Genomic DNA, 19589 nt, shown 5'->3' with positions numbered 1-19589 from the left:
GTCTCAGTCCTTCTGCTTCCGGCGCCGGGCCGCCGGCACGGTGCGCCCGACGATCACGGTACGCCTGGGTGTCCGCGCGGGCGCGCCGTTCGGGGCCGCTGCCGCCGCCTCCTTGCGCCCGAGCGCCTTGCGCACTCCGTAGCCGAAGGCCGCGACCTTGACCAGCGGGCCGCCGAAGGCGGAGGCCACGGTGCTGGAGAGCGCGGAGGCGTTGGAGGTGACTTCCTGGACGTCGCTGGCGATGGCGTCGACCCGGTCGAGCTGGGTGCGCGCGGAGCGTACGGTCGTGGAGGCGTCCGCCAGCAGCGGGACCGCCTGTTCGGTCACCTCGGCCACCAGTCTGGTGGTCGCCTTCAGCGTCTGGGCCAGTCGCGCCAGCGCGAGCGCGAGGAACGAGACCAGGATCGCCCAGAAGACGGCCACGAGGATCCCGGCCACCTCTCCACCGGACACTTTGCACCGCTCTCTGCGTGTTGAAAACTCGTCCCCCGACCCTATCGCGCCGGAGATCCGCACCCCTACCGGAATTCGGGACCCGGAGCAGGCGCCTTGTACGCATCGCATCCGGACGAGTACCCTCCGTGTCCCATGCGACGACCCGACGACTCTCCTCCCGGCACGGCGCCGTACGGCAATCTTCCCTCGGAGCTGAACGGCTTCGTCGGCCGGGGCCCCGAACTGGGCGAGCTGGCGCGGCTGCTGGGCACCGCGCGCCTGGTGACGGTGACCGGGGTGGGCGGGGTGGGCAAGTCCCGGCTGGTCCTCGCCGCCGCCCGGGAGGCGCGGGCGCAGGCGCAGGAACGCTACTGCGACGGCGTCTGGCTGGCCGAGCTGTCGGCCGTGCGCGATCCCGCGCTGCTGGAGCTGACGCTCGCCGAGGCCCTCGGGCTCACCGACCACACGACCCGGCCGCCCCGGACCGTCCTGGCCGAGCACCTGGCTCCCCGGCGGCTGCTGCTGGTCCTGGACGGCTTCGAGCAGCTGGTCGACGAGTGCGCCGAGCTGGTGCACGAGCTGCTGCGCCGCTCCCCCGGCCTGTGCGTGCTGGCCGCCGGCCGCCGACCGCTCGCGCTGGCCGGGGAGCGGTCCTTCCCGCTGGCCCCGCTCGGCACGGACGACGCGGTGGCGCTGCTGGCCGACCGGGCGACCGCGGCCGACCCATCCTTCGCGGTCACCGCCGAGAACCGGGCCGCGGTCGCCGAGCTGTGCGACCGGCTGGACGGGATCCCGCTGGCGCTGGAGCTGGCGGCGGGGCGGCTGCGCACGCTGTCCCCGGCGCAGGTGCTGGTCCGGCTGGAGGACCGGTTCGCGCTGCTGACCGGCGGCGGGCGCGGGGGGCTCCCCAGGCACCGGGCGCTGCGGACGGCGATCGGCTGGAGCCACGAGCTGTGCACGGCCGCGGAGCGGCTGCTGTGGGCGCGGCTGTCCGTCTTCGCGGGCCGGTTCGACCTGGAGGCCGCCGAGTACGTGTGCGCGGGCCCGGACCTGCCCGTGGAGAGCGTGCTGGACCTGGTCGGCGAGCTGCTCGCGCAGTCGCTGCTGGTGCGCGAGCGGACCCCGGCGGGGACCCGCTACCGGATGCTGGAGACCGTACGGATGTACGGGGCCTGCTGGCTGGAGTCGCTGGGGGACGCGGTGCGGCTGCGGCGGCGCCACCGCGACTGGTACATGGGCCTGGCGACCTGGTGCGAGCTGGACTGGTTCAGTCCGCGCCAGCACGAGGTGGCGGCGCTGGTGGAGGCCGAGCTGGCGAACCTGCGGCTCGCGCTGGAGTGCTGCCTGGAGGATCCCGACGAGCTGCACCTGGGCCAGTACCTGGCGGGGACCCTGTGGTTCTACTGGGCGGGCTGCGGGCGGCTCGCCGAGGGCAGGCTCTGGCTGGACCGCTCGCTGGAGCAGGCCGGGCGCCAGGGCGCCGAGCACGAACCGGCGCGGCTGAAGGCCCTGTGGGTGCTGGGGTACGTCGCCGCGCTCCAAGGGGACGCGGTGGCCTCGATGAGCGCGCTGCACGAGTGCCGGGACGCGGCCCTCGCCGCCGGGAACCCGGTGGCCACGGCCTACGCGGTGCACCGGATGGGCTGCCTGGCGCTGCTCCGCGACGACATGGTGCGGGCCGGGGAGCTGCTGGGGGCGGCGCTGGAGCGCTACCGGGAGGCCGGGGAGCTGAACAGCAACGTCCTGATGTGCCAGGTGGAGCTGGCGATGGCGCTGGCGTTCCAGGGGGACCTGGCGGGCGCGCTGGCCCTGTGCGAGGACGCCCGGGAGATCTGCGAGGACCGCGGGGAGCGCTGGGCTAAGGCGTACGCGCTGTACGTCCTGGCCTACGCGGCCCTGGACGCGGGCGGCGCGGCCGAGGCGCGGCGGCTGCTGGCCGAGTGCGTGACGATCAACCACGCGTTCCACGACCTGCTGGGCCTGGTCCTGGCGCTCGAACTGCTGGCGCTGGTGACCGTCGCCGAGGGGGAACCGGCGGAGGCCGCGGTGCTCCAGGGCGCGGCGGAGCCGATGTGGGGCGCGGTGGGGCCGCGGCTGTTCGGCTCGGCCTACTTCAACGCGCCGCGGGTGATGTGCCAGGAGCAGGCGAGCGAGCTGCTGGGCGCGGAGCGGTACGCGGCGGGGGCCCGGCACGGCAGCGGGCTGGAGGTGGACGCCGTGGTGGAGCGGGCGCTGCGGGGGCCGGAGCCGCGGACCGGGCGGGGCGCGGAGGCCGGCGTGCCGCGGCCGCGCGGAACGGCGGAAAGCCCGCCCCCTCCCCCGAAGGGGAGCGGACGGGCTTCCGTCGAGACGAACAGCCTGTGAGGACCGCGCTCGCTGAGGGAAATCAGCGGGCGTAGTACTCGACGACGAGCTGCTCGTCGCAGATGACCGGGATTTCCTTGCGGTTCGGGTCACGGTCGAGGCGGAAGGCCAGGGCCTTCAGGTTGATCTGCAGGTAGCGGGGGGCCTCACCCTCGCCGGCGTAGCCACCCTCACGAGCAACCTGGAAGGGGTGCTTGTCGCGGCTGCGCTCGCGGACCGTGATGACGTCGTCCGGGCGGACACGGAACGACGGCTTGTCGACCTTGCCACCGTTGACCTCGATGTGGCCGTGAACGACCATCTGGCGCGCCTGGTAGATGGTGCGGGCGATGCCCGAACGCAGGACCAGGGCGTCGAGGCGACGCTCGAGCTCGACGACAAGCGCCTCGCCCGTCTTGCCTTCGGCCTTCTTCGCGCGGTCGTACGCGCGGGCCATCTGGCGCTCGGAGATGTCGTACTGGGCGCGCAGACGCTGCTTCTCGAGCAGACGCACCTTGTAGTCCGAGTTCTGCTTGCGGCCACGGCCGTGCTCGCCCGGCGGGTAGGGGCGGGCCTCGAAGTACTTGACGGCCTTCGGGGTCAGCGCAATGCCGAGGGCACGCGACTTCTTGACCTTGGGTCGCTTCTGGTTCACGTGGAACCTACCTCCATGTAAGTTAGGTGAGGCTTACCTTAGCGAGGAGGACGTAATGTCTCGACCACATGGGATCCCCCTGCCCAGTGCGCGACGAAGTTCAGATTCCAACGAAACGGAATCTGCTTTCGACGACGATAAGCAAGGTCAGCCGCGTCCCAGGGAAGGCGTTCGGCAGCTCACCGGAGCCGAACGCGTACGAACCCTCGTAGAGTCCAACGCCTCAGTATCCCTCACTCTGCCGGGTGCTCGTGACTGCCGGGCGACCGAAGAGTTCGGGACGGGGGTGCCGGCCGCTCGGACCGTCACCCCGGACGGGGACGTGATTCTCCTTGTGTCAGGGGAATCCGCGGCTGCCAGAGCGGCCGCTCACGCCCAGGACGACGACCTCACCGCCGTGATCGAGATCACGGACGTGGCGCCGGTGTCCGTTCCCCATCGTATCCGAGGCCGCGCCCGGCTGGCGGGCTGGCTCACTCCGGTGCGCGGGGACGACCGCGCGGCCTGCGCCGCACTGCTCGCCGCGCGCCATCCGGTGGGCGAACTGCTCGGCATGGGCGAGGCCCTCGATCCCGAACCCGCGCCCGGCCGCTACGGGCGGCCCGCCTGGATGCTGCTGCGGCTGGAGGTCGGCGAGATCACCGTCGACGACCTCTGGGGCACCGGGTACGTGGACCCCGACGAGCTGGCGGGCGCCGCGCCGGACCCGATGGTGGCCCACGAGACCGAGCTGCTCCAGCACCTGTACGCCCGGCACGCGGACCGGGTCCGGGAACTGTGCGGCCTGCTCGGCCCGCGCGGCGGCGCCGGACTGGACGCGGTCCCCCTCGCCCTGGACCGCCTCGGCCTGCGGGTGCGCTTCACCGGCGGTACGGGCGGCCCGTTCGACGCCCGCTTCGACTTCCCCGCGCCGGTCCGCGACATCGGCGGTCTGCGCCGGGCGATGCACTCGCTCTTCGCCGCCGCCGGCCACTGACCCGGCTGCCCTCAGCCGCTCCCGCGCAGCCGCTCCCGTACCTTCTCCACCACGTCCGCGTACCGCGCCTCCGCCCCGTAGCGCGTCGGCTCGTAGTACCGCTTGCCGTGGATCTCGTCCGGCGCGTACTGCTGCGCCGCGATGCCGCCCGGTACGTCGTGCGGGTAGACGTACCCCACCGCATGCCCGAGCTTCGCCGCCCCCTTGTAGTGCCCGTCCCGCAGGTGCGTCGGGACCGGCCCGGTCAGCCCCGCGCGGACGTCGGCCAGCGCGGCCCCGATCGCGGTGGTCGCCGTGTTCGACTTGGGCGCCAGCGCCAGCGCGATCGTCGCGTGGCTCAGCGTCAGCGCGGCCTCCGGGAAACCGATCATCGCCACGGCCTGGGCCGCGGCGACGGCGGTCGGCAGGGCCGTGGGGTCGGCGAGGCCGATGTCCTCGCTCGCCGAGATCATCAGGCGGCGCGCGATGAACCGTGGGTCCTCCCCCGCCTCGATCATCCGGGCCAGGTAGTGCAGCGCCGCGTCCACGTCGGAGCCGCGGATCGACTTGATGAGGGCGCTGGCCACGTCGTAGTGCTGGTCGCCGTCCCGGTCGTACTTCACCGCGGCCCGGTCGACGGCCTCCTCCACCGTCTGGAGGGTGATCTCGGCCTCGCCCTTGGCGATGGCCGAGCCGGCCCCCGCCTCCAGCGCGGTCAGCGCGCGCCGCGCGTCACCGCCCGCGATCCGCAGCAGGTGCGCCTCGGCGTCGGCCGGCAGGGTGACCGCCCCGCCCAGGCCGCGCTCCTCGGTGAGCGCCCGCCGCAGCAGGGCGGTGAGGTCCTCGTCGGTGAGCGGTTCGAGCGTGAGCAGCAGGGAGCGCGAGAGCAGCGGGGAGATGATCGAGAAGTACGGGTTCTCGGTGGTCGCCGCGATGAGCGTGACCCAGCGGTTCTCGACGGCGGGGAGCAGGGAGTCCTGCTGGGCCTTGCTGAACCGGTGGATCTCGTCGAGGAAGAGGACGGTCTCCTTGCCGTACCCCCCGGCGGCGCGGCGGGCGCCCTCGATGACCGCGCGGACCTCCTTGACCCCGGCGGTGATCGCGGACAGCTCCACGAACCGCTTCTGCGTGGCCTGGCTGACGACGTACGCCAGGGTGGTCTTCCCGGTGCCGGGGGGTCCCCACAGGATCACCGAGGAGGCGCCGGCCGGTCCGCCCGCGCCGTCACCCACCAGGCGCCGCAGCGGCGAGCCCGGCTTGAGCAGGTGCTGCTGGCCGACGACCTCGTCCAGGGTGCGCGGGCGCATCCGGACGGCGAGCGGAGAACTCGACGGGTCTTTCTCCTGGCGGTCCTCGGCGGCTGCGGTGAAGAGGTCTGGTTCCACACCGGAAGCCTATGCCAGCCCGCCGACAGCGCCGCGGGTGCGGGCTACGAGGTCCAGAAGTCCCACCAGCGCGTCAGGATCAGCATGCCGATGATCCCGACGTGCAGGACGGGCAGCACCCAGGCGAACTCGCCGAAGAAGCCGCGCAGCCAACGCGGCGCGGGGAGCAGGCCCTCGCGGACGGTGTGCGCGGTGACGTACCAGAAGAGGAAGATCGTGGCGACCCAGGCGAGGCAGCACCACAGGCACAGCGAGTTGATGCGGTACAGCGACTGGTACATCAGCCAGGTGCAGAAGCCGACGCCGAAGAGGGCGCCCGCGTTGAGTGCCAGCCAGTACCAGGGGCGGAAGCGGGCGCCGGCCAGCAGGCTCATGCCGACGCAGACGACGATCCCGTAGGTGACCAGGCCGAGCATCGGGTTCGGGAAGCCGAAGGCGGACGCCTGGTCGCTGGTCATGATGTTGCCGCAGGAGACGATCGGGTTCAGGCTGCAGCCCGGCTTGAAGTTCGGGTCCTCCAGCAGCTTGAACTTGTCGATGGTGATCACCCAGGCGGCGAGCAGGCCCGCGGCTCCCGTGATCACCAGCAGCCAGGCCAGCGCCCGGCTCGCGCCGACGGTCCGCGGAACGTCACTACCGGTGGTGGTCGTCATACGGCCGCTCTCCCACATCTGCGCCAGCAAGGTCGACAAGCAGGGGCCATTGTGCCGCACGGGGCCCGTGGGCCACCGTTCGGTGCGGATAAGGACGCCGCCCCGAAGGCCCGGTGGCCGCCGGGGCGGCCACCGGGCAACGGGGTCAGGCGAGCTTCGCGCGCACCGCTTCGACCACGTCGGCGAGGGCGACCGGGGTCTGCTCCCCGGACTCCATGTCCTTGAGCTGGACGACGCCCTCGGCGAGGTCCCGGTCCCCGGCGACGACGGTGAACCGCGCCCCGGACCGGTTGGCGTCCTTCATGGCGCCCTTGAGGCCCTTGCCCCCGTAGGAGAAGTCCGCCGCGATGCCGGCCCGGCGCAGCTCGGTCACGGTGGCGAAGAGGGCGCGGCGCGCGTCCTCGCCCAGTGCGACCGCGAAGACCGCGGTGGCCGCCGGGATGTCGAGCGCGATGCCCTCCGCCTCCAGCGCCAGCACCGTGCGGTCGACGCCCAGCGCCCAGCCGACGGACGGCAGCGCGGGCCCGCCGATCATCTCGGACAGGCCGTCGTAGCGGCCGCCGCCGCCCACCGCGGACTGGGAGCCCAGACCGTCGTGGACGAACTCGAAGGTGGTGCGCGTGTAGTAGTCGAGGCCGCGCACGAGCTTCTCGTCGTCCTCGAAGACCACTCCGGCCGCCGTCACCAGCGCCCGCACCTCCTCGTGGTACGCCTTGCACGCGTCGCACAGGTAGTCGCGCAACACGGGAGCGCCGACGAGCTGCTTCTGGACGTCGGCCCGCTTGTCGTCGAGGACGCGCAGCGGGTTGATCTCGGCCCGGCGAACGGTCTCGGCGTCCAGGTCCAGCCCGCGCAGGAAGGACTGGAGCGCCTCCCGGTACACCGGGCGGCACTCCTTGTCGCCCAGCGAGTTGAGCAGGATGCGGAAGTCGCGCAGCCCCAGCGAGCGGTAGGCCTGATCGGCGAGGATGATCAGCTCGGCGTCCAGCGCCGGATCCTCGGCGCCGATCGCCTCGGCGCCGACCTGCGAGAAGTGGCGGTAGCGCCCGGCCTGGGCCCGCTCGTAGCGGTAGTACGAGCCGGAGTACCAGAGCTTGACGGGGAGCAGACCGGCCTTGTGCAGGTTGCCCTGGAGCGCCGCGCGCAGGACGGAGGCGGTCCCCTCGGGGCGCAGCGCGAGCTGGTCGCCGCCCTTCGTGGTGAGGGTGTACATCTCCTTGCTCACGATGTCGGTGGACTCGCCGACGCCGCGCGAGAACAGGTCGACGTTCTCGAAGCCGGGGGTCTCGACGTACCCGTAGCCCGAGTTCTTCAGCGGCGCGGAGATCGCCTCGCGAACCGCCAGGAAGGTCGCGGAGCGCGGGGGCAGCAGGTCGTACGTGCCCTTGGGGGCCTGGAAAGTACTCACGAAACTCGTCACATTCCTCGTCGTGGAGCGGGGCCCGCTCCGTGGCCGGCGGCGACTTCCCTCAGGTAGGGGTTGGTCGCGCGCTCGCGGCCGATGCTGGTCTGGGGACCGTGGCCGGACAGCACCACGGTCGAGTCGTCGAGCGGCAGGCACACGCGGGCCAGCGATTCGAGCATCTCGGCGTGGGAGCCGCCGGGCAGGTCGGTGCGTCCGATGGAGCCGGCGAAGAGCAGGTCGCCCGAGAAGAAGACCGACGGACGCCCTTGTTCTTGCAGCGTGGCCGCCGCTTCGGGGACCTGGAAGGTCACCGACCCCTTCGTATGCCCCGGCGCGTGCGCGACGGTGAACTCCAGACCGGCCAGGTTCAGCACGGCGCCGTCGGTCAGCTCGCGGACGTCGTCCGGTTCGCCCACCGTCAGCTCGCCCATGAGCGGCATCCCGATCGAGCGGCCGAGGGCCTTCTCCGGGTCGCTCATCATGTAGCGGTCCCGCGGGTGGATCCAGGCGGGCACGTCGTGCGCACCGCACACGGGGACCACCGAGGCCACGTGGTCGATGTGGCCGTGGGTGAGGACGACGGCGACGGGCTTGAGCCGATGCTTCTTCAGCGTCTCCTCGACACCCTGGGCGGCCTGGTGGCCCGGGTCGATGATGACGCACTCCTCACCCGCGGCGGGGGCGACCAGATAGCAATTGGTCCCCCAGGCCCCGGCGGGGAACCCGGCAATCAGCACGTTCGTCCTCAATCGTCAGGGGCGGTTGATGCAGATCAGAGCCTACCGGCGACGCTCATCGCACAGCGAACCCATATACGGTACGGCCTCAGCGGTTCCTGCAGCGCTACGGCCGCACACCCCACAAGCACCACAAGCCCCACAGCCCCCCGTCCGACGGCAACAAGGAGACAGACCCGGTGGTCACGAGCGATCAGCGGCGGCGCCAGCTCGCCAGGGAGAAGTACGAACGTCAGCAGGAGCGCAGGGCCAAGGCCCGGCAGAAGGCGCGGCGGCGGACGGCGGTGGCCGGTGCGGCCGCGGCCGTGGTGATCGCGACGCTGGTCGGTTTGACGGTGGGTGGCGTCTTCGACTCGAAGAAGGACACGAAGGACGCCGCGGCGCAGCCGTCGGCCTCGCCGACGCCCGCGCCGAAGGCCTCGCCGTCTCCGGCCATGGCCATCGACGCCAAGGCGAAGTACGCCTTCTCCCTCAAGACCAACGAGGGCGAGATCAAGATCGACATGGACGCGGCGAAGACCCCGCAGACCGTGAACTCGTTCAAGTCGCTCGCCGACAAGGGCTTCTTCGACGGCACCAAGTGCCACCGCCTGACCACCGAGGGCATCTTCGTGCTCCAGTGCGGCGACCCGGAGGGCACCGGCAAGGGCGGCCCCGGCTACACCATCGCGGACGAGAACCTCGACGCCCTCGGCAAGGCCGACCAGAACGGCCAGGTCGTCTATCCGGCGGGCACGGTCGCGATGGCCAACACCGGCCAGCCCGGCTCCGGCGGCAGCCAGTTCTTCCTGGTCTACAAGGACAGCCCGCTGGCCCCCACCTACACCCCCTTCGGGAAGATGGGCGCCGCGGGCCTCAAGATCGTGGAGAACGTGGCCAAGGAGGGCGTCGCCGACGGCGACAAGGCTCCCGCCCCGAAGAAGCCGGTGACGATCGAGAAGGCCGCGGTCACGAAGAACCAGCCGTAACGAGGCCGTTCCCAGCGGTGGCGGACCCCGTCGACCGGCAGATTCCGTGGTGCTGGATGCGGACAGCCGGGGCGACGTTCGCCTATGTTGGCGTTGTGCGGGGCGGGCGCTGCCCGCCCTTGGAAACTGTGGACGATGCCAGGGGGGAACACCCCCGCAGGCATCATGTGGAGGAGGCGCTGTGAGCAGCGACCCGTGGGGCCGCGTCGACGAGACGGGCACCGTGTACGTGCGTACGGCCGAGGGCGAACAGGTCGTCGGCTCCTGGCAGGCGGGCACCCCTGAGGAGGCCCTGGCCTACTTCGAGCGCAAGTACGAGGGCCTGGTGGTCGAGATCGGCCTGCTCGAGCGGCGGGTGCGGACCACCGATCTGTCCTCCAAGGACGCGACGACGGCGATCGACCACCTGCGCACGCAGATCGACGAGCACCACGCGGTGGGCGACCTCGCCGCGCTGCGGGTGCGTCTGGACAAGCTGGTCGCGACCGTGGACGCGCGTCGCGAGGAGCGCAAGGCCCAGAAGGCGAAGCAGACCGACGAGGCCCGCGTCGCCAAGGAGAAGCTGGTCACGGAGGCCGAGGAACTGGCGCAGAGCGACCAGTGGCGCAGTGCCGGCGAGCGGCTGCGGGCGCTCGTGGACACCTGGAAGGCGCTGCCGCGCCTCGACCGCAAGTCGGACGACGAGCTGTGGCACCGCTTCTCGCACGCCCGCTCCGCCTTCTCCAAGCGGCGCAAGGCGCACTTCGCGTCCCTGGACGCGCAGCGCGAGGACGCGCGCAAGGCCAAGGAGAAGCTGGTCGCGGAGGCCGAGTCGCTGTCGAAGTCGACGGACTGGGGTCCGACGGCGGCGCGCTACCGCGAGCTGATGGCGGACTGGAAGGCCGTCGGCCGGGCGCAGCGCGAGTCCGAGGACGACCTGTGGAACCGTTTCCGCGGGGCGCAGGACGTCTTCTTCGCGGCGCGCAGCGAGGTCTTCGCGGAGCGCGACGCCGAGCAGGACGAGAACCTCAAGCTCAAGGAGGAGCTGGCCGACGAGGCCGAGAAGCTCCTGCCGATCACGGACCTGAAGGCGGCGCGGGCCGCGTTCCGTTCCCTGAACGAGCGCTGGGAGGCCATCGGCCACGTACCGCGGGACGCCCGGCCCAAGGTCGAGGGCCGGATGCACACGGTCGAGAAGGCCCTGCAGGAGTCCGAGGAGACCGAGTGGCGCCGGACGAACCCGGAGGCGCGTGCGCGCGCCGCGGGTCTGACCGGGCAGCTGCAGGCGGCCGTGGACAAGCTGCGCGGCCAGATCGACGCGGCGCGCGCGGCGGGCAACAACGCGAAGGCCGACAAGCTGGCGCGCGAGCTGGAAGGCCGTCAGGCCCTCCTGGACCAGGCCCTCAAGGGCCTCCAGGAGTTCGGCGGCTGAGGCCGGGGTGACCCCGTCACCCCAGAGAGGGCCCCGGCGGGCATGACGCCTGCCGGGGCCCTCTCGCGTGCCGGGGTCCTCTCGCGTGCCGGGTCAGGGCCTGCGGGCCGAGGTCACGCGGTAGACGTCGTAGACGCCCTCCACGCCGCGTACGGCCTTCAGGACGTGGCCCAGGTGCTTCGGGTCGCCCATCTCGAAGGTGAAGCGCGAGGTGGCGACGCGGTCGCGGGAGGTCTGGACGGCGGCCGACAGGATGTTCACGTGCTGGTCCGAGAGGACCCGCGTGACGTCCGACAGCAGCCGGGACCGGTCCAGCGCCTCGACCTGGATGGCGACCAGGAAGACGGAGGACTGGGTGGGGGCCCATTCGACCGCGAGGATCCGCTCGGGCTGCTGCGAGAGCGAGTCGACGTTGACGCAGTCGGCCCGGTGGACCGATACGCCGCTGCCGCGCGTGACGAAGCCGATGATCGGGTCGCCGGGCACCGGCGTGCAGCACCGGGCCAGTTTCACCCAGACGTCGTCGACGCCCTTGACGACCACGCCCGGGTCGGCGTTCTTGCGGCGCGTGCCCCGGCTGCGCGAGGGCGGGACGCTCTCCTCCAGGTCCTCGTTCGCCGCGTCCTCGCCGCCGAGGGCCTGGACCAGCTTCTGCACGACGCCCTGCGCGGCCACGTGGCCCTCGCCGATCGCCGCGTACAGGGAGGAGATGTCGGGGTAGCGCATCTCGTGGGCGAGGGTGACCAGGGAGTCGCCGGTGAGGATGCGCTGGATCGGCAGGTTCTGCTTGCGCATCGCCCGCGCGATGGCGTCCTTGCCCTGCTCGATGGCCTCGTCCCGGCGCTCCTTGGAGAACCAGGCGCGGATCTTGTTGCGGGCGCGCGGGGACTTGACGAAGCCGAGCCAGTCGCGCGAGGGTCCCGCGCCCTCGGCCTTGGAGGTGAAGACCTCCACGAGGTCGCCGTTGTCGAGGGTGGATTCGAGCGGGACGAGCCGCCCGTTGACCCGGGCCCCTATGGTCCGGTGGCCGACCTCGGTGTGGACGGCGTACGCGAAGTCCACCGAGGTGGCGCCCGCGGGCAGGGCGATGACGTCGCCCTTGGGCGTGAAGACGAAGACCTCGTTGCGGGAGAGGTCGAAGCGCAGCGAGTCGAGGAACTCGCCCGGGTCCTCGGTCTCCTTCTGCCAGTCGAGGAGCTGGCGCAGCCAGGCCATGTCGTTGACCGTGTCGTGGCCGGCGCTGCCCTTGGCCGCCTGCGGGACGTCGGTGCGGACCTTCGAGGTGCCGGCGACGGTCTGCTGCTTGTACTTCCAGTGCGCGGCGATGCCGTACTCGGCGCGGCGGTGCATGTCGAAGGTGCGGATCTGCAGCTCGACGGGCTTGCCGCTGGGGCCGATGACCGTCGTGTGCAGCGACTGGTACATGTTGAACTTCGGCATCGCGATGTAGTCCTTGAACCGGCCGGGGACCGGGTTCCAGCGCGCGTGCACGGTGCCGAGGGCGGCGTAACAGTCGCGGACGGTGTCCACGAGGACCCGGATGCCGACCAGGTCGTAGATCTCCGCGAAGTCGCGCCCGCGCACGATCATCTTCTGGTACACGCTGTAGTAGTGCTTGGGGCGGCCGGTGACGGTGGCCTTGATGCGCGCGGCGCGCAGGTCGCTCTGCACCTCGTCGGTGACGATGGTGAGGTACTCGTCCCGCTTGGGCGCGCGCTCGGCGACGAGGCGGACGATCTCGTCGTACATCTTGGGGTAGAGGATCGCGAAGGAGAGGTCCTCCAGTTCCCACTTGATGGTGTTCATGCCCAGGCGGTGGGCCAGCGGAGCGTAGATCTCCAGCGTCTCGCGGGCCTTCTTCTCCTGCTTCTCCCGCTTGAGGTAGCGCATGGTGCGCATGTTGTGCAGGCGGTCGGCGAGCTTGATGACCAGGACGCGGGGGTCCTTGGCCATGGCCACGACCATCTTGCGGACGGTCTCCGCCTGGGCCGCCTCGCCGAACTTGACCCGGTCGAGCTTGGTGACGCCGTCCACGAGGAGGGCGACGGCGTCGCCGAAGTCGCGTCTGAGCTGCTCCAGGCCGTACTCGGTGTCCTCGACGGTGTCGTGGAGCAGACCGGCCATCAGGGTGGCCGGGTCCATGCCCAGCTCGGCGAGGATCGTCGTCACCGCGAGGGGGTGGGTGATGTACGGGTCGCCGCTCTTGCGCTTCTGGCCGCGGTGCCAGCGTTCGGCGACCTGGTAGGCCTGCTCGATCTGGCGCAGCGTCGCCGTCTCGATCTTCGGGTCGTTGCCGCGGACTATGCGCAGCAGGGGTTCCAGGACCGGGTTGTACGGGTTGGACTTCTGCACGCCCAGCCGGGCGAGGCGGGCGCGCACGCGGTTGGAGGACCCGCCGCCGGTCTTCGCGGGGGCGGGTCGGGGCGAGGCCGCTGCCGGGGCCGGCGCGGGGGCCGGGGGCGGGGTCTGCGGGGGCGCGGCGGCCGCCGCGGGCTGCTCGGGCTCGCCCTGCGGGTCGGGCTGCGCGGCGGAGAGTGGCTGGACCTCGTCTGGCAAGAGCGCTCCTCATGCGGATCCGGGGCCCGGTCAGGTCCGGATAACCCATGGTAGCGAGGCCCGCGCCCCCTCGTCCGCCCCGCCCACCCCGGACCCGGCGGTTCGCGCCCCGGGGCGACCCCGCGCCCGGCCCGCCTCCAACCCCGGCGGGTCCGACCTGGCCCGGCGCCCCGGCCCCGAGCCGAGGCACCCCCTCGCTCCCCCTGCCTCCGGCGGCGCCTCAAACGCCGGCGAGGCTGGGGGTGCGGCGACCGAGCCCCGCCGATAGGTGCTGCGGGGCCAGCCGGACCCCCACCCCGCCAGAGTGCGCTCCGCAGCCGACTGCAGGCCGCACGTCGCTCCCCTTGCCTCCGGCGGCGCCTCAAACGCCGGCGAGGCTGGGGTGGGGCAACCGGGCGCCGTCCGATGGGTGGCGCGCGGGCTCAGTCTCTGCCGCACCTCCGGTCCTGCGGGCAGATGGAGCCCCACAGGCAGCACTCCCAGCCCTGCTGGTACATCCGGCCCCGCCCGCGGGCACGGCCACCGCGCAGCCGCAGCACACTCAGCCCCGCCGGCGTTTGAGGCGCCGCCGGAGGCAGCGTGGGGGGCCACCCGGCCGCGCCGGCCCCCGCAACGCCGAAGCGGCGGACCCCCGGGAGGGATCCGCCGCTTCGGCGTGGGGCGGTCGGGCGGCCAGGGGCCGGTCAGACCACGATCAGGGCATCCAGCGGCGCCCCGCCAAGGGCCGGCTCCAGCCGGGCGCGGCCCGGGAGGAACGACAGTTCCATCAGGACCGCGACCCCGGCCACCTCGGCCCCGGCCCGCCGGATCAGTTCCAGCGAGGCCTCGGCCGTACCACCGGTGGCCAGGACGTCGTCGATGACCATGACCCGGTCCCCCGGCGCCAGGTCCTCCGCGTGGACCTCGATCTCCGCGGTGCCGTACTCCAGCTCGTACGCCTGGGACAGCGTCGCCCCCGGCAGCTTGCCCGCCTTGCGGACCGGCACGAAGCCGAGGCCCGCCCGGACGGCGGCCGGGGCCGCCAGGATGAACCCGCGCGCCTCCAGCCCGACGATCTTCGTCGCGCCGCGCTCCGCGCACAGAGCGGCCAGCGCCTCCGTCAGCGCGGAGAACGCCTTCGGGTCGGCCAGCAGCGGGGTGATGTCCTTGAACATCACGCCCGGCTTCGGGTAGTCCGCCACGTCCTTGATCCGGCTGAGCAGCAGCTCGTGCACCCCCGGCGGCAGCGGCACGGGCCGCACGGCGGCGGCGCTCATCGGCGCCGCCCCGACGCCCGGCCGCCGCGGCCCTGGGCCACGACCTCGGTGCCGTCGCCCGGCTCCTCGGTGAAGTCGTCCGCCGACTCCCCCTTGGCCTCGGCGGACGCCCGCTTGGCGAGCACCCGCTTCTTGAGCGCCTTCATGGCCGGCTCGCGCTCCTTGAGGTCGACGACCAGCGGGGTCGCGATGAAGATCGAGGAGTACGCACCGGCGGCGAGGCCGACGAACAGCGACAGCGAGATGTCGTTGAGCATGCCCGCGCCCAGGAAGCCGCCGCCGATGAAGAGCAGCGCGCCGACCGGGAGCAGGGCCACGACGGTGGTGTTGATCGAGCGGACCAGGGTGCCGTTGATGCTGCGGTTGGCCACCTCGCTGAAGGTCCAGCGGGTCTGCTTGGTGATGTCCTTCGACCCCTCCTTGAGACCGTCGAAGACGACGACGGTGTCGTAGAGGGAGTAACCGAGGATGGTCAGCAGACCGATCACGGTGCCCGGGGTGACCTCGAAGCCGACGAGCGAGTAGATGCCGACGGTGATCGTGAGGTCGTGGATCAGCGCGACGAGCGCGGCGATGGCCATCCGCCATTCGAAGGCGATGGCGAGGTAGATGACCACGAGGACCATGAAGACGCCGAGGCCGGTCCACGCCTTGTTGGCGATCTCCTCGCCCCAGCTCGCGCCGACCTGGTCGGAGTTGATGTCCGCGGCGTTCACCGAGAGGTCGGTGGCGAGCTGCTTCTTCACCTCCGTGGAGGCGGACGGGTCCAGGTCCGAGATCTGGATGCGCAGGCCGCCGGTGCCCAGTTTCTGCACGAGCGCCTGGTGGCCGGAGGCCTTCGTCGCGGATTCGGTCGCCTTGGCGAGCGAGACGGAGGTCTTCGGGGTGGTGAAGACGGCACCGCCGCGGAACTCGATGCCCATGTTGAGGCCTTGTACGGCCAGGGCCACGATCGCCGTGATGGTGATCAGGATGGAAATGCCGTACCAGAGGAAACGCTTGCCGACGAAGTCGTATCCGACCTCACCGCGGTACAGCTTGGCGCCGAGATCTCCCAGCTTCGACATCTCTCACGCCTCCTTTGCGTCGACGGGGGCGGAGACTGCGGCGGCGCCCGTACCGGAACCGGTGGCGGAGCCGGTACGACGGGACCGGCGCAGCGGGGGCTTGGCGCCGAGCCGCTTCGGGTCCAGGCCGGACCACGGGTGGCCGCTGGAGAAGAACGCTGTGCGGGCCAGCAGGGTCATGACCGGCTTGGTGAAGAGGAACACCACGACCACGTCGAGCAGGGTGGTGAGCCCCAGGGTGAAGGCGAAGCCCTGGACCTTGCCGACGGTGACGATGAACAGCACCGCGGCGGCGAGGAACGACACGAAGTCGGACACCAGGATGGTGCGCCGGGCGCGCGGCCAGGCGCGCTCGACGGCCGGACGCAGGGTGCGGCCCTCGCGGATCTCGTCGCGGATGCGTTCGAAGTAGACGATGAACGAGTCCGCGGTGATGCCGATGGCCACGATCGCGCCGCAGACGGCGGGCAGGTTCAGCGCGAAGCCGATGGCGTGCCCGAGCAGCGACATGATCGTGTAGGTGAGGATGCCGGACACGATGAGGCTGATGATCGCGATGAACGCCAGACCCCGGTAGTAGGCCAGCAGGTAGATCACGACGAGGGCGAGGCCGATGGCGCCGGCGATGAGGCCGGCCTTCAGCTGCTCGCTGCCCAGCGCGGCGGTGACGGTGGTGACGTTGTCCTCCTGGAAGGACAGCGGCAGGGCGCCGTACGAGAGCATGTTGCCCAGGTCCTGCGCGCTCTGCTGGGTGAAGCCACCGGAGATCTCGGCGCTGCCGCCGGTCAGGGCCTGGCTGACGTACGGGTCGGAGACGACCTCGTTGTCCAGCACGATCGCGAACTGGTTCTGCGGGGACTGCTTCGTCGCCAGCTCACCGGTGATCTTCGCGAACTTGTCGGAGCCCTTGTCGGTGAACGCCATGGTGACGATCCACTGGCCGCGCTGGGTGTCGATGACACCCTTCGCGTCCTTGACGTCCTTGCCGTCGACGCCGGCCGGGCCGAGGACCCACTTGCCCCAGGTGTCGCCGCGCTTGCCGCAGGCGAGCGTCGGGTCGGTGGGCTTGACGCCCACGCCGACGGCCGCGCGCTGCTTCTCGTCCGTGCAGTCCAGGGCGATGAACTTCGCCTGGAGGTCGGCGACCGCCGCGTCCGCGCCCGTCGGGGCGGGGGTCGGCGCCTTGGTGTCGTCTGCCTTCTTCGACTCGCTCGCCGAGGGCGTGGGAGTGGGGCTGCCGGTGGCCATCAGGGCCTCGGGTACGGCGCGGCCCTGGGAAGTGGCGCTGGACGACGGGGTGGGCGACGGGCTCTTGCCGCCATCGGTCTTCGGGGCACCCGAGGTGCTCGCCGAGGGCGACGGGCTGCCGGAGGCGCCCGTGGACGGAGTGGGCTCGGGCGCGATCGGCTTGCCTTCGGCGAAGGCCAGCACGGGGCGGAAGTACAGCTGCGCCGTCGTGCCGACCTGGTCGCGCGCCTGCTTCTCGTTCGTCCCCTTGGGGATGTTCACGATGATGTGGTCGCGGCCCTGGGTCTGGACCTCGGCCTCCGAGACGCCGAGACCGTTGACGCGGCGCTCGATGATGCCGACCGCCGTGTTCATGTTGGTCTCGTTGATCGCGTCCGGCTTGCCGGGTTCGCTCTTGGCCTTGAGCGTGATGCTCGTACCGCCCGCGAGGTCGATGCCAAGCCGGGGAGTCGTCTGACCGGTCAGGAACATCCCCGCGGTGAGCGCCACCATCGCGATCAGGATGATGGCCAGGGCACGCCCCGGCCTCCCCTGAGCCCCCGTGGGCCGCCGGCCCTTCTTCGGTGCTGCCACCTTGTCGTATCTCCCTGTCCAACCGCCCCGCGCCGGGTCAGCGCGCAGACGGCCACGAATGTGTGTGGGGACCCCTGCCCCCCGCAGAATCGGGTCACTGAAGGGGACCGCCGCGGCCTCCGATCAGGCGCCGTGCGATCCCCCGCCGAGCGCTACTTGGCGCCGGCCTCGCCGTCGGTCTTGCCGTCCGTCGTGTCGTCGGCGGCCGTCTCGTCCTTCTTGCCCAGGTCGAGCTTGGGGGCTTCCGCCTGGTCGGCGTCGGCGGGCTCGTCCTTGAGCAGCGAAGAGGCGTCGTCCGGGACGACCGGCGCGTCGATGGTCAGATCATCGGTGGTGCCGTGGACGATGCGGTTGTACTCCTCGTCCTCCAGGACGGCGCCGATGGCGTTCTTCGCGTAGACCGCGTGGACGCCCGGGGCCACCTCCAGGGTGACGGTGTCGTCGCCGATCTCCTTCACGGTGGCGTACATGCCGCCGATGGTGCGCACGCCGGAGCCGGGACCCAGCTGGTCGCGCATGGACGCCGCCGCCTGCTGCTTCTTCTTGGCGGAACGCGTCATCAGGAACATCGCCCCGATGAGCACGACGAACGGGAGGAAGGTCAAGAGGCTACTGTTCACGGGACGAGGATCCTTCGCACGACCGCACGTGAAGCGGCCTTTTCTACGGGGGGTGGGCATGCCGGCCGTTACGGCCAGCATCGGCGGAGTCTAGGCGAGTCCACACCGATGGAACAACGCCCAGCATGGCACCGCAGTTCCTGACCCGGCGAACCTCCGCGCCGTCACCCCCCGAACAGGCCACCCTGCCCCGGCGATCCGCTCCCGGGCCGGGGCGGCGGTACGAGTCCCAGGTGAGCCCATGCGGCGGGCGTCGCCACCCGTCCCCTGGGCGTCCGCGCGAGCAGTCCCTCGCGCACCAGGAAGGGCTCGGCGACCTCCTCCACGGTCTCCCGTTCCTCCCCCACCGCGACCGCGAGGGTGGACAGGCCGACCGGGCCGCCGCCGAACAGCTTGAGCAGGGCCTCCAGCACCGCCCGGTCCAGCCGGTCCAGCCCGCGCTCGTCCACCTCGTACACCTTCAGGGCGGTGGCGGACACCTCGCGGTTGATCACCCCGTCCGCGCGGACCTGGGCGTAGTCGCGGACCCGGCGCAGCAGCCGGTTCGCGATGCGCGGGGTGCCCCGGGAGCGGCCCGCGATCTCGGCGGCGCCCGCGGTGTCGATCTCCACGTCGAGCAGGCGCGCGGAGCGGTGGATGACCCGTTCGAGCTCCTCCGGCGAGTAGAACTCCATGTGCCCGGTGAAGCCGAAGCGGTCGCGCAGCGGCGGCGGCAGCAGCCCGGCCCGGGTGGTCGCCCCGACGAGGGTGAAGGGCGGCAGCTCCAGCGGGATCGCGGTGGCGCCCGGTCCCTTGCCGACGATCACGTCGACGCGGAAGTCCTCCATGGCCATGTAGAGCATCTCCTCGGCCGGCCGCGACATCCGGTGGATCTCGTCGAGGAAGAGGACCTCGCCCTCCTGGAGGGAGGAGAGGATCGCGGCGAGGTCGCCCGCGTGCTGGATGGCGGGGCCGGAGGTGATCCGGATCGGTGCGCCCATCTCGGCGGCGATGATCATCGACAGCGTGGTCTTGCCGAGGCCGGGCGCGCCGGAGAGCAGCACGTGGTCGGCGGTGGCACCGCGCTGGAGGGCCGCCTTGAGGACGAGGTCGAGCTGTTGGCGCACCTTCTCCTGGCCGACGAACTCCCCGAGGTCCTTGGGGCGCAGGGCCGCCTCGACCGCGCTGTCCTCGCCGTCGGCGGCGGCCGCGACGAGCCGGTCCGGCTCGTCGTACGCGGCGCCCTCCGCGTCGTCGGGGTACGCGTCGTAGGCGGCGTCCTGGCCGGGGTCGCTCTCGTCGTACCGGTTCACGGTGTCAGTCTGCCTTCTCGGTCTGTCCGT

The 19589-nt window shown here is 71.8% G+C and carries 16 protein-coding genes; 4 read left to right on the top strand and 12 right to left on the bottom strand.

The genetic code is table 11. From position 1 onward, the window contains the following. Window positions 1–3: 3 nt before the first annotated feature. On the bottom strand, window positions 4–453 hold the full coding sequence (locus tag ABZY31_RS19795) for a DUF948 domain-containing protein (RefSeq protein WP_356412115.1): 450 nt from the start codon (window positions 451–453) through the stop codon (window positions 4–6). A gap of 135 nt (window positions 454–588) precedes the next feature. Between ABZY31_RS19795 and ABZY31_RS19790 the strand changes: the two genes are divergently transcribed. Further along, the gene (locus tag ABZY31_RS19790; RefSeq protein WP_356412114.1) at window positions 589–2799 is read left to right on the top strand and encodes an AAA family ATPase; all 2211 of its coding nucleotides are present in this window, start codon (window positions 589–591) and stop codon (window positions 2797–2799) included. A 22-nt stretch (window positions 2800–2821) separates the two neighbouring features. Here ABZY31_RS19790 and rpsD read toward each other — a convergent pair whose 3' ends face one another. Next, window positions 2822–3433, bottom strand: a complete 612-nt coding sequence (gene rpsD, locus ABZY31_RS19785; protein ID WP_283451479.1) for a 30S ribosomal protein S4 — start codon at window positions 3431–3433, stop codon at window positions 2822–2824. Window positions 3434–3488: 55 nt separating this feature from the next. Between rpsD and ABZY31_RS19780 the strand changes: the two genes are divergently transcribed. Further along, window positions 3489–4409: a DUF2470 domain-containing protein gene (locus ABZY31_RS19780; protein ID WP_356412112.1), complete on the top strand. Its 921-nt coding sequence runs from the start codon at window positions 3489–3491 to the stop codon at window positions 4407–4409. An 11-nt stretch (window positions 4410–4420) separates the two neighbouring features. Here ABZY31_RS19780 and ABZY31_RS19775 read toward each other — a convergent pair whose 3' ends face one another. The 4 genes from ABZY31_RS19775 to ABZY31_RS19760 all read right to left on the bottom strand — a co-directional run bounded on the left by ABZY31_RS19775 (window position 4421) and on the right by ABZY31_RS19760 (window position 8568). Further along, on the bottom strand, window positions 4421–5773 hold the full coding sequence (locus ABZY31_RS19775) for a replication-associated recombination protein A (RefSeq protein WP_356412110.1): 1353 nt from the start codon (window positions 5771–5773) through the stop codon (window positions 4421–4423). Between the two features lie 44 nt (window positions 5774–5817). Next, entirely contained in the window at window positions 5818–6426 is a 609-nt protein-coding gene (locus ABZY31_RS19770; protein ID WP_356412109.1) for a vitamin K epoxide reductase family protein, read from the bottom strand. 145 nt (window positions 6427–6571) lie between these two features. Further along, on the bottom strand, window positions 6572–7834 hold the full coding sequence (gene hisS / locus ABZY31_RS19765; RefSeq protein WP_356412107.1) for a histidine--tRNA ligase: 1263 nt from the start codon (window positions 7832–7834) through the stop codon (window positions 6572–6574). An 8-nt stretch (window positions 7835–7842) separates the two neighbouring features. Next, window positions 7843–8568: an MBL fold metallo-hydrolase gene (locus ABZY31_RS19760; RefSeq protein WP_356412105.1), complete on the bottom strand. Its 726-nt coding sequence runs from the start codon at window positions 8566–8568 to the stop codon at window positions 7843–7845. Between the two features lie 179 nt (window positions 8569–8747). Here ABZY31_RS19760 and ABZY31_RS19755 point away from each other — a divergent pair, with 179 nt between their 5' ends. Together ABZY31_RS19755 and ABZY31_RS19750 are read left to right on the top strand one after the other, a co-directional pair. Next, window positions 8748–9536 carry a peptidylprolyl isomerase gene (locus tag ABZY31_RS19755; RefSeq protein ID WP_356412103.1) on the top strand — a complete coding sequence of 263 codons (789 nt, stop codon included), beginning with the start codon at window positions 8748–8750 and terminating at the stop codon, window positions 9534–9536. A 181-nt stretch (window positions 9537–9717) separates the two neighbouring features. Further along, window positions 9718–10947, top strand: coding sequence for a DUF349 domain-containing protein (locus ABZY31_RS19750; RefSeq protein ID WP_356412101.1), 1230 nt, complete (start codon window positions 9718–9720; stop codon window positions 10945–10947). 93 nt (window positions 10948–11040) lie between these two features. Here ABZY31_RS19750 and ABZY31_RS19745 read toward each other — a convergent pair whose 3' ends face one another. The 6 genes from ABZY31_RS19745 to ruvB all read right to left on the bottom strand — a co-directional run bounded on the left by ABZY31_RS19745 (window position 11041) and on the right by ruvB (window position 19559). Then, window positions 11041–13503, bottom strand: a complete 2463-nt coding sequence (locus ABZY31_RS19745) for a bifunctional (p)ppGpp synthetase/guanosine-3',5'-bis(diphosphate) 3'-pyrophosphohydrolase (RefSeq protein ID WP_356412099.1) — start codon at window positions 13501–13503, stop codon at window positions 11041–11043. Between the two features lie 683 nt (window positions 13504–14186). Then, window positions 14187–14759, bottom strand: a complete 573-nt coding sequence (locus ABZY31_RS19740) for an adenine phosphoribosyltransferase (protein ID WP_356412097.1) — start codon at window positions 14757–14759, stop codon at window positions 14187–14189. After that, entirely contained in the window at window positions 14756–15826 is a 1071-nt protein-coding gene (gene secF / locus ABZY31_RS19735; protein WP_356412095.1) for a protein translocase subunit SecF, read from the bottom strand. The genes ABZY31_RS19740 and secF overlap by 4 nt, the downstream gene beginning before the upstream one ends. 3 nt (window positions 15827–15829) lie before the next feature. Next, complete coding sequence (gene secD, locus ABZY31_RS19730) at window positions 15830–17647, bottom strand: protein translocase subunit SecD (protein WP_356412093.1); 1818 nt, start codon at window positions 17645–17647, stop codon at window positions 15830–15832. A gap of 152 nt (window positions 17648–17799) precedes the next feature. Then, window positions 17800–18267 (bottom strand): preprotein translocase subunit YajC, encoded by a 468-nt coding sequence (gene yajC / locus ABZY31_RS19725; RefSeq protein ID WP_356412091.1) that lies wholly within the window; start codon window positions 18265–18267, stop codon window positions 17800–17802. 164 nt (window positions 18268–18431) lie between these two features. Next, entirely contained in the window at window positions 18432–19559 is a 1128-nt protein-coding gene (gene ruvB, locus ABZY31_RS19720; RefSeq protein ID WP_356412089.1) for a Holliday junction branch migration DNA helicase RuvB, read from the bottom strand. Window positions 19560–19589 lie beyond the last annotated feature (30 nt).

This window comes from Streptomyces sp. NPDC006529 (genome assembly GCF_040611795.1).
Classification (GTDB): Bacteria; Actinomycetota; Actinomycetes; order Streptomycetales; family Streptomycetaceae; genus Streptomyces.
The sequence above is the reverse complement of the archived record's forward strand: the minus strand, read 5'-3'. Positions and strand labels throughout refer to the sequence as shown.